General features: G+C 66.4%; 13 protein-coding genes. 5 read left to right on the top strand and 8 right to left on the bottom strand.

The features are described from left to right. Positions 1-33: 33 nt before the first annotated feature. Together FOC84_RS07330 and FOC84_RS07335 are read right to left on the bottom strand one after the other, a co-directional pair. Complete coding sequence (locus FOC84_RS07330) at positions 34-369, bottom strand: AzlD domain-containing protein (RefSeq protein WP_088138424.1); 336 nt, start codon at positions 367-369, stop codon at positions 34-36. Then, positions 366-1,115: an AzlC family ABC transporter permease gene (locus FOC84_RS07335; RefSeq protein WP_173143842.1), complete on the bottom strand. Its 750-nt coding sequence runs from the start codon at positions 1,113-1,115 to the stop codon at positions 366-368. The genes FOC84_RS07330 and FOC84_RS07335 overlap by 4 nt, the downstream gene beginning before the upstream one ends. A 195-nt stretch (positions 1,116-1,310) precedes the next feature. Here FOC84_RS07335 and FOC84_RS07340 point away from each other — a divergent pair, with 195 nt between their 5' ends. The 4 genes from FOC84_RS07340 (at position 1,311) to FOC84_RS07355 (ending at position 4,107) form a co-directional block, all read left to right on the top strand. Next, entirely contained in the window at positions 1,311-2,231 is a 921-nt protein-coding gene (locus FOC84_RS07340) for a branched-chain amino acid transaminase (protein WP_173143843.1), read from the top strand. 76 nt (positions 2,232-2,307) lie between these two features. After that, a complete protein-coding gene (locus FOC84_RS07345; RefSeq protein WP_059371641.1) occupies positions 2,308-2,529 on the top strand; it encodes a zinc-finger domain-containing protein in 222 nt (73 codons plus the stop codon). 37 nt (positions 2,530-2,566) lie between these two features. Further along, the gene (locus FOC84_RS07350) at positions 2,567-2,989 is read left to right on the top strand and encodes a YybH family protein (protein ID WP_173143844.1); all 423 of its coding nucleotides are present in this window, start codon (positions 2,567-2,569) and stop codon (positions 2,987-2,989) included. Between the two features lie 17 nt (positions 2,990-3,006). Continuing rightward, entirely contained in the window at positions 3,007-4,107 is a 1,101-nt protein-coding gene (locus FOC84_RS07355) for a YheT family hydrolase (protein WP_173143845.1), read from the top strand. 30 nt (positions 4,108-4,137) lie between these two features. Here FOC84_RS07355 and FOC84_RS07360 read toward each other — a convergent pair whose 3' ends face one another. Continuing rightward, positions 4,138-5,664, bottom strand: a complete 1,527-nt coding sequence (locus FOC84_RS07360) for a M48 family metalloprotease (protein WP_173143846.1) — start codon at positions 5,662-5,664, stop codon at positions 4,138-4,140. A gap of 57 nt (positions 5,665-5,721) precedes the next feature. On the opposite strand from FOC84_RS07360, the gene galU reads away from it, so the two are divergent. Next, complete coding sequence (galU, locus tag FOC84_RS07365; protein ID WP_173143847.1) at positions 5,722-6,573, top strand: UTP--glucose-1-phosphate uridylyltransferase GalU; 852 nt, start codon at positions 5,722-5,724, stop codon at positions 6,571-6,573. A gap of 21 nt (positions 6,574-6,594) precedes the next feature. Here galU and FOC84_RS07370 read toward each other — a convergent pair whose 3' ends face one another. The 5 genes from FOC84_RS07370 to FOC84_RS07390 form a co-directional block, all read right to left on the bottom strand. Continuing rightward, on the bottom strand, positions 6,595-7,470 hold the full coding sequence (locus FOC84_RS07370; protein ID WP_173143848.1) for a cytochrome c oxidase assembly protein: 876 nt from the start codon (positions 7,468-7,470) through the stop codon (positions 6,595-6,597). 87 nt (positions 7,471-7,557) lie between these two features. Beyond that, on the bottom strand, positions 7,558-8,661 hold the full coding sequence (locus FOC84_RS07375) for a porin (protein WP_173143849.1): 1,104 nt from the start codon (positions 8,659-8,661) through the stop codon (positions 7,558-7,560). A 52-nt stretch (positions 8,662-8,713) separates the two neighbouring features. Further along, a complete protein-coding gene (gene mgtA / locus FOC84_RS07380) occupies positions 8,714-11,512 on the bottom strand; it encodes a magnesium-translocating P-type ATPase (protein ID WP_173143850.1) in 2,799 nt (932 codons plus the stop codon). Between the two features lie 421 nt (positions 11,513-11,933). After that, a complete protein-coding gene (locus tag FOC84_RS07385) occupies positions 11,934-12,284 on the bottom strand; it encodes a hypothetical protein (RefSeq protein ID WP_173143851.1) in 351 nt (116 codons plus the stop codon). A gap of 442 nt (positions 12,285-12,726) precedes the next feature. After that, entirely contained in the window at positions 12,727-13,731 is a 1,005-nt protein-coding gene (locus FOC84_RS07390) for a sodium:calcium antiporter (RefSeq protein ID WP_173143852.1), read from the bottom strand. Positions 13,732-13,754: the final 23 nt, after the last annotated feature.

The raw sequence follows: 13,754 nt of genomic DNA on the forward strand, positions 1-13,754 counted from the left end.
GTCCACCCCGTGGACGCTTTTGGCGAGAAACCGTCAACCGGCCAACCAGCGCAGACCCCACAGGGCCAACATGCCCACGATGATGACCAGCACCGCGCTACGCGTGCGCAGGAAAACCAGCACGGCGACCACGCCCGCGACCAGCTTGTAGTCGAACACGGGCCCCAGGCCGGCCTTCCAGGGCAGCAGATCCGGCACGATGATGGCGGTCAAGGCGGCGGCAGGCGCATAGCGCAAGGCCCGCCGCACGCCTTCCGGCAGGGGGATGTAATCGCCGAACAGCATGAAGCCGGCGCGCGTCAGCACGCTGCACAGCGCCAGCAGCAGGATGGCGGAATAGACGTAGATTTCGGCGGGCCAAAGGGTCATGCGCGAGCCTTGAAGTAGCGTTCCGCCCAGATGCCGGCGACCACGCCCGCCACCACGGCGGCGGCCAGGCCCAGGCGCAGCGGCAGGACCTGCCCGGTCCAGGCGACCACGCCGGCGGCCAGCATGGAAATCAGCATGGGCTTGCTGCTGGCCAGCGGCACCGTGATGGCCAGCAGCGCCAGCACCGCGGCGAAGTCCAGCGACCAGCCCGTGGGCACCATGGTGCCGAGATAGATGCCGACGATGGAGGACGTCTGCCAGACGAACCAGCCCGGCGCGATGGCGCCCAGGAAGAACCAGAGCTGTTCGCGCGTGCCGCGCACGGCCGCATCGCCATAGCGCGGCATGAACAGCACGAAACCCATGTCGGTCGTGAAATACCCCAGCCCCAGCCGCTTGGGCCAGGACAGGTGGCGGAAATAAGGATGCAGCGCCGCGCCAAAGATGAGAAAGCGCAGGTTCACCACGCAGCCGGCGGCGAAGATCAGCCAGAGCGGCGCGCCGGTGGCGATGAGCGGCAGGGAGGTCAGCTGGGCCGAGCCGGCGTACAGCAACAGGGTCATGGCCAACGCCATGGTTTCCGTCAGGCCCGACTTGACCATGGCCACGCCGGTGACCAGCCCCCAGGTGGCGGTGGCGATCAGGGCGGGCACGATGGCGTGTACGCCTGCGCGGAAGGCGGTAACGCGTTCCTGGCGGACCGCGGCGGGGTCTTCGGTTTCAGGAAGCGCGGATTCAGAGGACAACGGCTGGCCCCTGGCGATTCGGACAGGACGACATGGAAACTCTAAGGAAAAGGAACGCACGACAACCCGTTCGCCCGCCGGGATCACTATGCGCGGGCCTGGCGGCGCCACGCCGGGGCGCGAATAGGCGCGTATTGTAACCTCGCTGCTTGATACAATATGCGCCTCGAGATTCTTGGCTCTTGGGAGTAGACCATGTCGATGGCAGACCGCGACGGCTTCATCTGGTACGACGGCAAGCTCGTACCGTGGCGAGACGCGACCACGCACGTCCTGACGCACTCCCTGCACTACGGCCTGTCGGTATTCGAAGGAGTGCGGGCCTACCGTTCCGAGATCGGCACCGCCATCTTCCGCCTCGAAGACCATACCAACCGCCTGTTCAATTCGGCGCACATCTACCAGATCCCCATGCCCTTCGATCGCGACACGATCAACGAAGCGCAGCGGATGGTGGTGCGCGAAAACAAACTCGAAGCCGGCTACCTGCGTCCCCTGGTGTTCTATGGCCCCGAAAAAATGGGCGTGTCGCCCAAGGGCGCCCGGGTGCACGTGGCCATCGCCGCCTGGCCCTGGGGCGCCTACCTGGGCGAAGAAGCGCTGTCCGCAGGCATCCGCGTCAAGGTGTCCTCATTCGCGCGCCAGCACGTGAACGTCACGATGCCGCGCGCCAAGGTGGCAACCACCTACGCCAACTCGATCCTGGCCAATACCGAGGCCCTGCAGGACGGCTACGACGAAGCCCTGCTGCTGGACACCGAAGGCTTCGTGGCCGAGGGCTCGGGCGAGAACCTCTTCATCGTCAAGGACGGCGTGCTTTGCGAGCCCGAGATCGCCTCCGCCCTGACCGGCATTACCCGCTCCACCATCCATGCGCTGGCCGCAGACCAGGGCCTGCGCGTGGTGACCAAGCGCCTGACGCGCGACGACGTCTACATCGCCGACGAGGCGTTCTTCACCGGCACGGCCGCCGAAGTGACGCCCATCCGCGAGGTGGACAACCGCCAGATCGGCAACGGCCGGCGCGGCCCGATCACGGAGAAGCTGCAGAAAGCATTTTTTGACGTGGTGAATGGCCGCAACCCGAAGTACCATCACTGGCTGAGTAAAGTCTGATCCGCGCGGCCCGATCCATGACCAGGCCGCATCATTGCCCCAACCTGCCGTTTACCGGTTTTTTTCAGGAATATCCATGACCGCTGCTGCTCCGGCCGCCGTCCCCCACCCCCACGAAGTCATCGAGGTCGGCGCCGACGACCTGCCCGTGTTCTGTCCGGGCCCCAAGGCGCCGCTCTGGAGCATGCACCCCCGCGTGTTCCTGGACGTGGCCCGCACCGGCTCCGCCAGCTGCGCCTACTGCGGCGCTGAGTACCGCCTGAAGCCCGGCACCGTGCTGCACGGCCACGGGCACTGAGTCACCCGTTCTACAACGCCCACCCGTTTCCGCCACCATGTTCGCCACGCCCGAAGAAGCAGAGCACGCGTTCTACGAAGCCCTCGATCAGGCGGACGTCGTTCGCCTGATGCAAGTCTGGGCGGACGACGAGGAAGTCGTCTGCATCCACCCGGGAGGCCTGCGCATCGTCGGCCATTCGGCGGTGCAGGACTCCTGGCAGCAGGTGCTGACCAACGGTCCCTTGCACGTGCGCCCTTTGCGGCCGCTGGTCATGCTGAGCATGATGTGCGCGGTGCACGTGCTGGTGGAACAAGTGGCGGTGCAGACGCGGGAAGGCACGCAATTCGCCAATTGCTACGCCACCAACATCTACCACAAGGGCCCGACCGGCTGGCGCATGGTCATGCACCATGCCTCGCCGGCGCCCACGGAAGCCGGGGTGCTCGACTTGCACGACGTACCCGACATGCTGCACTGAATCGGGTGGATTTTTAGTTGGCCGCTGCTCGTCTTGATACCACGCCCTGCCCCGTTCCCTCCTGGTTGCCCGGAGGCGACAGCCAGACGGTTTATGCCGCCCTGTTCGCGCAGTATCACCGCATCGCGTTCGTGCGCGAACGGGTGGACACGCCCGACACCGATTTCGTCGACTTCGACTGGACCGGCCCGGGCCTGTTCCCGCACAAGTCCGCCGACGGCGCGCCCCTCAGCGGCCAGCGCCCGGTCGCCAATGGCAAGACCGCCGCGGCCAGATGGATGACCGATGCGGACTGGAAGTCCCTGCCGCATACACCCGACACCCCCGCCCTGATCCTGTTCCACGGCCTGGAAGGCGGCAGCAACAGCCGCTATGCGCAGTCCATCGCGCATCATTTCCGCGCGCGCGGCTGGATCGTGGTGATCGCGCATTTCCGTGGCTGTTCGGGCGTACCCAACCGCCTGGCCCGCGCCTACTATTCCGGCGACTCGGCCGAGGTCGGCTTCATGCTGGAAACCGTGCGCCAGCGCATCCCGCATGCGCGCTGGCATGCGGTCGGCGTCTCGCTGGGCGGCAACGCGCTGCTCAAGTACCTGGGCGAACACCAGGAGGACACCGGCTGGCTGACGGCCTGCGCGGGCGTTTCCGTGCCGCTGGACCTGGTGGCTTGCGGCAAGACCTTGTCCACCGGCATATTCAACCGCAGGGTCTACACCGGCCATTTCCTGAAGACGCTCAAGCACAAGGTGCTGGAGAAGGCGCATCGCTATCCCGGCGCCGTCGACGTCATGCGCATCGCCCATGCACACGATCTGCGCGAATTCGACGACACCTACACCGCGCCCATGCATGGCTTTCGCAATGCGCTGGATTACTGGACGCGCGCGTCCAGCAAGCCCTGGCTGCCCAAGATATCGGTGCCCACACTGGCGCTCAATGCCCGCAACGATCCATTCGTGCCGGCCGCGTCGCTGCCCACGCCCGAGGAGTGCTCGTCCAGCATCCTGCTGCACCAGCCGACGGACGGCGGCCATGCCGGTTTTCCGACCGGCAGCTTCCCGGCCCACCTGAACTGGCTGCCGCAGCGGCTGGGACGCTTCTTCGAAACCGGCCAGTAGGGCGCGCCGGCGCCCTGCCCGGCCCGGCGCTCAGCCCGACTTGAAGCGTTCCAGCAACTGGCGCTCTTCGGCCAGCTTGTCCTTCACTTCCTTGATCTGCACGTCGATCTGCGACTGCTCGTAGAAGTCGGTGGACATGTTGCGCGCCTGCTGCAGCTGCGATTCCGCGGCGGCGTATGCGCCTGTCATGACGTAAAAGCGCGCCTGGTCGCGGCGCGCGGCCACGGGCTTGCCGTTGCGGTCTTCGCTCTGCGCCAGCATCTGGTAGAGGCTGGGCTCGTCGCTGCCCCATTGCTTGATCTTGGCCCGCAGGTATTCCTGCGCGTCGGCGTGGCGGCCGATGCTTTGCAGCGCCTGGGCGTAGGCGATGCCCAGGGCCCGATGGCCGGGCCAGCGCTTGGTGCCGGCCTGGGCCAGCTCCAGCGCCCGGGGGTATTCCTTGCGGGCCAGGGCGATATCCACGCTGAGCTTGGCCAGCTGGGCCGAGCTGCGGCCGTCCGCCGACGCCAGGTTCCAGTTGCGCTCGGCCTCCGCCAGGTTGTTGCGCTGGAACGCCTGCAGCGCCAGGCCGTAGTAGGCGGCCGATTTGCGCACGCCGGACAGCGCCTGGGCCTCGTCCTGCAATTGCTGGCCAGCAGTGCGCAGGCTGACCGCGTCGCGGCCCTGCACCACGCGCATCTTGGCGCGTACGTACCAGAAGTCGTCGCTGTCCACGTGGCGAGCCACCGGGGACTGGTTGCGCACCCGGTTCTGCACGTCCGACATGCGCTCGATGGACAGCGGGTGGGTGCTGGCCCATGAGCCGCCGCCCGCGCCTTCGTTCAGGCGCGACGCGTTCATCAGGCGCCCGAACATCTGCGCCATGCCCTCGGCGTCATAGCCCGCCCTGGTCAGCATCTGCAGCCCGGCCCGGTCGGCCTCGCGTTCCGCGTCGCGGGAAAAGCCCAGTTGGCGGTTGATGGCCGCGGCCTGGCCGAATGCCGCCACGCCCACCGCCAGATTGCCGCCCCCCCCGGCCAAGGCCGCCAGCAGCGCCCCCGCCAGGCTGGCCAGCATCAGCATGCTGTTCTGGTTCTGCTGGGTCATGCCGCGGGCGATGTGGCGCTGCACGACGTGGCCGATTTCGTGCGCCAGCACCGCGGCCAGCTCGGACTCGCTGGCCGAAGCCACGATCAGGCCGGTATTGACGCCGATGAAGCCGCCGGGCATGGCGAAGGCGTTGATTTCGGGGTCGCGCACGCCGAACATCTCGACCTCGGGGACCCCGCCGGGCGCGAAAGCCGCCAGCTTGCGCCCCATGGTGGTGAGGTATTGGCTGAGTTCGGAATCGTCGACATAGGTCGGATCGCGCCGCCCCTGGGCCATGATGGCCTCGCCCAGGCTGCGCTCCAGCGCGGGGGACAGTTCGGCTGCGGAGGCCGCGCCCATCGACGGCAGGCCCACGGGCTGCGCCCAGGCGGAGATGGGGATGGCGGGCATGGCCAGGGCCACGGACAGCCCGACGATTGCGCCCCGTTTCGCAATCGAGCAAATGGATGGCTTTTTCCTGCGGTTCATAAGCCTATGATAGCGATGCGCTTAAAATGTTTCATCGATAGCCCCAACGAGGTCTCAATGCGTCCTGTCCGTAAAGCTGTTTTCCCTGTTGCCGGCATGGGTACGCGCTTCCTGCCCGCCACCAAGGCGATGCCCAAGGAAATGCTGCCCGTGGTCGACAAGCCGCTGATCCAATATGCCGTGGAAGAAGCCGTGGCCGCCGGGATCACCGATCTTATTTTCGTGACGGGACGCAACAAGCGCGCCATCGAAGACCACTTCGACTCGGCGCCGGAACTCGAATCGGACCTGGAAAGCAAGGGCAAGCACGAGCTTCTGGCCATGGTGCGGGGCATTCTACCCGCGCATGTGAATTGCCTCTATATCCGTCAGTCGGCTCCGCTGGGGCTGGGCCACGCGGTGCTGTCCGCCGCGCCCGCCGTGGGCGACGAACCCTTTGCCGTGCTGCTCGCCGACGACCTGATCGACTCCGACCTGCCGGCGCTCAAGCAGCTGATCGACGTGGCCGTGACGCAGAACGCCAGCGTGCTGGGCGTGCAGGACGTACCGCGCGCCGATACCCGCAAGTACGGCATCGTGGCCACCCGCCAGGGAGATGCCAGCGCCAATGGCCGCACGGAACGCGTCACCCATATCGTGGAAAAACCCGATCCCGAAGCCGCGCCCTCGACGCTCGCCGTGGTCGGCCGGTACGTGCTGGAAGCCGCGATCTTCGACCACCTGCGCTCGACCAAGATGGGCGCCGGCAACGAGATCCAGCTGACCGACGGCATCGCCTCGCTGATGCGCGAGCGCGCCGTGTATGCGCACCGCTATGAAGGCGTGCGCTACGACTGCGGCAGCAAGGCCGGCATGTTCCAGGCCACCGTGGCCCTGGGCAAGAAGTATCACGGCCTGCTGCCGGAGTAGCGGCAAGCCAGCGGTCCGCCCCTAGGCGGACGCCGCGCGGGCCTTGGCCCTGGCCCGCGCCTGCGCATCGCGATCCGCCTTGCGCAAACGTCCCTTCGCCGACAGGCGCATCAAGGTTCCCAGGGCCACCATCAGTCCGATAACCTCGACCAGCGCCGCCGGAATCCACATGGTCAGGCCGCCTATGGTCTGGTCGGTCTGGGCCGACATGGCGATGGCCCGGCCGCATAGCTCGAACAGCGGATAGATATCGCTTTCGGTGAAGGCGATGACCGCCCCCGCCACCATTTGCGGCAACATCGTCAGCACGGGCGAAATGACCCGGCCGCCCGGCGTCATGGCCGCGGGCGGCGCGGGCCTGCGGTCCAGGATCAGGTTCCAGTACATGAAACCGCTGATCACCACGGACCAGTTCATCAGGCGGTAGAGACGCCAGTCCAGCATGGAATAGAACTGCACCGACGGGATCAGCCAGACCAGCACCAGGAAGACGAACAGCGTCGGCACGAAGATCTTGTGCGTCAGCAGCGTCACCGTGGCGCGGCCGGCGCCGGTGCGCAGGAAGTCACGCAGCCGGATGCGCCAGCGCATGGGCAGACCCGCCCGCATCACCTGCCCCGGGAACGCCGCCATGACCAGCAGCGGCCCCAGATGGTGCAGCACCAGATGCTGGATGCGGTGGATGAAGAACATGCGCTCGGCGTAGTAGTCCAGCCGGGTGTGCATGGACAGATACAGCAGCGCCATGCCCGTCCAGAAGAGGATGCTGCGGGCGGCGGTCACGTGATGGACCTTTTGGCCGCGCACGAACAGCACGATGGCCACCAGGAAGGAGGCCACCAGCGTGGGAGAAAACTCCCAGGGTATGAGCCATTCGAGACTATCCATGCAAACCATCCGGAAAACGTCGGGGCTGTACGGGGACGGGCGCACTGCGCCGCACCCGCCGATTGTAGTTGACCCTGCCCCGCCCTGCCCCGGCGCTCAGAAACGGTGCGAAATGCCCGTGCCCACGCGCGTGGTGTGCGAATGGGCAGGATCGAACTGGTCGTCCAGCGTGTAGTTCGACGCATAGCCGGCAAAGGCATAGAGCGTCGTGCGCGGGGACAGGCCGTAGGTATAGCCCAGCGTCATCACCTGCGCATTGCGCGCCGTCATGCCGTTGTCCCAATGCCAGTCCGGGTGCGCCAGCGACCATTGCAGCAGCACGGCGCCAGGCCCGACCGGCACGCTGGCGCCGACCAGCCAGGCATTGACCGTGCCGCCGCGCACGAAGGCCGCCGGCCCCAGGCCCAGACCCAGCCCGTCCGGATCGCCGCCGTCCAGGCCGACGTCGCCGTTGCGCTGGCGCGACCAGGCCAGGGACAGTTTCAGCACCTCGAAATCGTAGGAGACGCCCAACTGCACCGCCTGCGGCCGGCCGTTGCTGCCCGGCGGCGCATCGGCCAGGCGCAGTTGGTCCCAGGTGGCGACCGCCAGCAACGGCCCGTCCTCGTACTTCACACCCAGGCTGAGCGCGCGATTGTTGTTGGCGGTACGGAAGCGGTTGCCGTCGTCGGCGTCGAAGGAATAGCCGATGCCGGCCTGAAACCCCTGCCAGACCGGGGTGTAGTAATTGACCAGGTTGCTGAACTGGTAGTTGTCGGACGCCTTGAAGGTAGCGCCCATGCCCATTTCCTTCCAGGACGCGATTTCCAGGGAATTGCCGTAGACCTGGCCTATCGTGTGCTGGCGCCCCAGCCGCAATTCTCCATAGCTGTCATGGCCCAGGCCGACCCAGGCGGCGTAGTTGAAGAGGCGGTCGTCGTCAGCCCGCTTGCCCGATGAGGGATCGAAGCCGCTTTCCAGCTGAAACCGGGCGCTCCAGCCCCCGCCCATGTCTTCCGCCCCCGTCATGCCCCACAGCGAGTCGGTCAACCCGCCGTTGAGCAGCCCGCTATGGCTGCCCTGCCCCGAGACCGTGGTAATGGCCACGCCCGCGTCCACCACGCCATACAGTCTCAGCCCCTGTGCGGTATCGGCGCCACGCGCCGCCAGGGGAAGGGCCAGGCCCGCCGCCATCAGCGCGGCAAAAGTAGCGATTCTCATGTGTTTCTCCTGATTGCCCGGCGGGCTTGCGCCCGCCGCGGGCCTCATCTACTTATTGCCAGCCGTAGCGGCGGACCCAGATTCCCTTCAGCAACTGCGTCAGCGTGCAGTAGGCCAACAGGATGCCGACCAGCCAGGGGAAGTAGCTCCACGGCAGCGCCTGCAGCTGGAGATACTCGGCCAAGGGCGAGAACGGCAGCAGCAGCCCCATCACCACCACCATCAAGGTCATGCCCATCAGCGGCCAGGCGGCGCGGCTTTGCAGGAACGGGATCTTGCGCGTGCGGATCATATGGACGATGAGCGTCTGCGACAACAGGCCTTCGACGAACCAGCCCGACTGGAACAGCGTCTGATGTTCGGTCGAGTTGGCCTGGAAAACGTACCACATGAGCGCATAGGTAGCGATGTCGAACAAGGAGCTTATCGGGCCAAAGAACACCATGAAGCGGCCCAGTCCGTCCGGGTCCCATTGCTGGGGCTTCTTCAACAGCTCTTCGTCGACATTGTCGAACGGAATCGCCGTCTGGGAAATGTCGTACATCAAGTTCTGCACCAGCAGATGGATGGGCAGCATGGGCAGGAACGGCAGGAAGGCGCTGGCCACCAGGACCGAGAAGACGTTGCCGAAATTCGAGCTGGCCGTCATCTTCAGGTACTTGAGCATGTTGCAGAAGGTCTTGCGGCCTTCGATGACGCCGTCCTCCAGCACCATCAGGCTCTTTTCCAGCAGGATGATGTCCGCGGCCTCTTTCGAGATATCGACCGCCGAATCCACGGAAATGCCCACGTCCGCCGCCCGCAGGGCCGGCGCATCGTTGATGCCGTCGCCCATGAAGCCCACCGTATTGCCCTGCGCCCGCAGGCTGCGCACGATGCGTTCCTTGTGGGCCGGCGTCAGGCGGGCGAAGACGTTGGCCTCGCGCACGGCCGCGGCCAGTTGCGCCTCGTCCATCGCCTCGATCTCGGCGCCCAGGTAGACCTTGCGCACCTCGAAATCCACCTCGCGGCAGACCTTCTGCGTCACTAGCTCGACGTCGCCGGTCAGCACCTTCACTTCGATGCCGGAGTCCTTGAGCGCCTTCAGCGCCGGGGCGGTGGATTCCTTCGGAGGATCCAGGAAAGCCATGTACCCGACCAGCACCAGGTCGGATTCGTCGGCAACGCCATAGGTTTGCTGGGTGGGCGGCAGTTCCTTGACGCCGACCGCGATCACGCGCAGGCCGTCGCGGTTCAGGTCCGCCGTCACCCGGCGGATGTCGGCCCGGCGGGCATCGGTCAGCAGATGTTCTTCATGGCCCACGCGCAGGCGGGTGCAGACCGCCAGCATCTCTTCCAGCGCGCCCTTGCAGATCAATTCGTGGTGTTCGCGGCCGTTCTCGGTTTCGTTGACCACCACCGACATGCGGCGCCGGGAGAAGTCGAAGGGGATCTCGTCGACCTTGCGGTACTTGGCCGCCAGATCCAGCTTGCGCTCGACCTCGGCGTGCTGCAGCACCGCCACGTCCAGCAGATTCTTCAAACCGGTCTGGTAGTAGCTGTTGAGATAGGCGTAGGCCAGCACGTCGTCGCTGCTGGCGCCGTAGACGTCGGTGTGGCGCTCCAGCACAATGCGGTCCTGGGTCAGGGTGCCGGTCTTGTCGGTGCACAGCACGTTCATCGCGCCCAGGTTCTGGATGGCGTCCAGCCGCTTGACCACCACCTTGCGGCGCGACATGCGCACGGCGCCCTTGGCCAGCGTGGCCGTGACGATCATGGGCAGCATTTCGGGCGTCAGGCCCACGGCGATGGCCAGCGCAAACAGCAGCGCCTCCATCCAGTCGCCCTTGGTAAAGCCGTTGATCAGCATGACGATGGGCGCCATGACCAGCATGAAACGGATCAGCACCCAGCTCACGCGGTTGATGCCCTGCTGGAACTGGGTCGGCGCGCGATTGGTCTGCGTGACGCGCCCGGCCAACTGGCCGAAATAGCTGCGCGAACCCGTGGCCACCACCAGGGCGCTGCCCGAACCGCTGACCACGTTGGTGCCCATGAACGCCATGTTCTCCAGTTCCAGCGCGTTGGCGGTCTCGCCGCGCTGCGTGGCGTATTTTTCGACGGGCAGGGATTCGCCCGTCAGCGCGGCCTGCGCGATGAACAGATCCTTGGCATTCAGGATGCGGCAGTCGGCGGGGATCATGTCGCCCGCGGACAGCAGCACCACGTCGCCCGGCACCAGCTCCGCCAGCGGCACCTCGATCTGCCGCGAGCCGCTGGCATGCAGCGCCACGCCGAAGTAGCGCCGGGCGTCGCCTTCGGCCTCGGTTGCGGGGTCGCTGCGCAGCACGGTGGCGGTGTTCTGCACCATGGCCTTGAGCGCCTCGGCGGCGCGGCTGGAGCGCTGTTCCTGCGCAAAGCGCAGCACGGTGGAAATGAGCACCATGGCGCCGATGATGAAGACCGCCGTCCAGGACTGGTCGTCAGGCACGGCCATGCGCACGTCGGTGAGCCAGGACAGCGCCGCCAGCGCGGTCAGGAGCAGATTGAACGGATTGCGGTAGGACAGCCAGAGGTGGGAGTACCAGGGCAGCGGCTTTTCGTGGTCGACCTCGTTGGCGCCGTAGCGTTCGCGCGCGCTCTGGGCCTGGGCCTCCGACAGTCCGCCGCGGCTGCTGCCGAACAGGGCGAACAAGGCGCCGAAACCCATGCGCGACAGGTCCAGCGTCTGGCGATTGGCATGGCGGGCGGTATCGGAGGACGCGGCGGCGGCCGTGGCGCCGCGCTCGGGCATGGGCGAACGGCGAAAGTGTCTTGCGCTATGGCGCAGGCCCGCCGCCGACGTAAAGAAGGACTTGAGAAACTTGAACATTGGAGTGCTCCGGTTGTACGTGTAGTTGTCGGAGACACGGACGACCCTGCCCTCTGCTGCCCGCGCGCAGGCAGCAGCGGTCCGCGGCTTTCGCACAGAAAGCCGTCAACCCGCCGCATACAGGCGTGCGCAGGCACCGGAGCAATGTTGCCGGTATCCGGATCGCATGGAATGCGCCGGGTGCGGAAAACGGAAGGGAGCTAGCGGGGGAATCGGTACCGGCGGCGGAAGCACACGCAACGTGGGCCAGGCCGGTGATTCTTGGCTGCGGACTCCGTACGGGCCAGGATGGCTATCCTGCCTGTCGGCTCGCAGCGAGTGGACAGGTCAGGCAGGCATGCCGGCGCCGCGCACTGGGCGCAATCGAGGCTCGGGGTCTAAGGCACTGGGCATGATCTCTCCTGTGGAAGAAAGGGCGGCTTCAGGCCAGCGCGGCCTGCGTGGCCGGCGTGGTCTGGGTGCCGAAATGCACGTGGCGCACGGCGGGATTGGCGCTCAGGCGGCGCGCCTGCGACATCAGTTCGCCCCGCAGTTCCGGGGGGCAATTGACGGTGATGCAGGCCGACGCCATGCCGGGATCCTGGCCCTGGTCGATCTGCACCTGCGAGACGTCCAGGCCGGCGGCGCTGAAGTCCAGGCAGATCTGCTTGCGCAAGGCGCCTAGTTCGTCGCGCGGACAGATGACCGTCAGGCGCGAAGTGCCGCGGCGGCGGCCCAGGGCGGTGGCGCGGTCCACGCCGGCGCGGCGTAGGAACAAGTCGAAGAAACGCATAACGACCTCCATTGCAAGAATGGGGAGCGTGATCGCGAATACGCGCGCACCCGCGCTGCGTGTGGCGGACAGGCACGAGAAAAACGTGCGCGAACGCTGACGCTGCGGCTGAAGCGGCGGTTCTGGCGGTTTACGTTGGGGAGGTTCCCGGCAAGCCGCTGGCTTGCGCGATTGCCCGGGCTTGCGCCTGGAGCTTGGGATACAACCGCAACCTGTTCAACAGGCTGCGGCAGACGGAGTTCTGCGTGGACCTGTTAAACAGCGACGTCGATGCAAGATCGACAACTTTCGCCGGAATCGGTATTCACGAAGACTGCTCCTGGGATGGATAACGGGCAAGAGTTTACGCGGGTTTCCACTTATGGACAAGGTTTTTGGCGCTGAATCGGGTCTGAACACGGAAAAAAACGCGGGGGCCGAAGCCCCCATGCGCCAAGCGCCGTCAAGCGTAGAAATGCCAGCCCAGATAGGCAGCGAACACGGCATACAGGCCGCCCACCGCCGACAATGCCGGCACGCTCATGGCCGAGCGGCGGAAGCGCAGCCACAGCAGGCCGATCGACAGCATCGTGAACAGGCCCGCCGCGAGCAAGGGCGCGTCCAGCAGCCAGGGCGTCATGAAGATGCCCAGCGCGCTGGGGATGGTCGCCTGGATCATCATGGCGCCCGAGATGTTGGCCAGCGCCAGCCGTTCCTTGCCCTGGCGCACCCAGATCAGCGCATTCATGATTTCCGGCAGCTCGGTCGCCACCGGCGCCAGCAACAGCGCGGCCACATGGGGCGATGCGCCCATGGCCACGCCCAGCAGCTCGATCTGGTTCACGAACACATGCGATGCCCCGGCGATCACGACCAGGGCCATCACCGTCTGCGTGACCGCCCAGAACATGCTCGGGTCCTCGTCGCGCGGGCGCAGCTTCAGCGGCTCCAAATCCTCGCTGTCCAGGCTCGCCTCGTCGCGGCTCAGTTCGCGCTTGACGTAGAGGCCGTAGGTGGCGAGGAACAGAATGCCCAGCCAGGGCTTCCAGGCAAAGGCCAGCAGGCCCAGGCCCACCTTGAAGAGGAAGATGCCCATGAACCAGGCCTGGTCGCGGGCCAACCGGCGCTGGTCCGCGTTGATACAGTCCGCCTGCGTGGCCCGCCCGCGGCGCGAGCGCCACAGGGCCAGGCCCACCACCGCATAGGCCAGCGTGGCCAGCACCAGCGGGCCGCCCATGGCGGCGCCTACGCCTATGTCTTTTTGCTCGGGGGTTTCGCCGAACACAACAGCCATGAAGGTCACGGCGCTTTCCGGCAGGGCGGTGCCGAACGCGGCGAGCACGGTGCCGGTGGCGGTGGCGCCCAGCTGGAAGCGATGGCCGACCCACTCGACGCCGTTCACGAAGAACTCGCAGGCGAAGTAGATCACTGCCGCTGACAGGAAAAACAGGAACAGGGTGAGAAACATAGGGACGAGCCGGACGAGCAGAA

Origin of the sequence: Achromobacter pestifer (assembly GCF_013267355.1) — a bacterium.
GTDB classification, from domain to species: domain Bacteria; phylum Pseudomonadota; class Gammaproteobacteria; order Burkholderiales; family Burkholderiaceae_B; genus Achromobacter; species Achromobacter pestifer_A.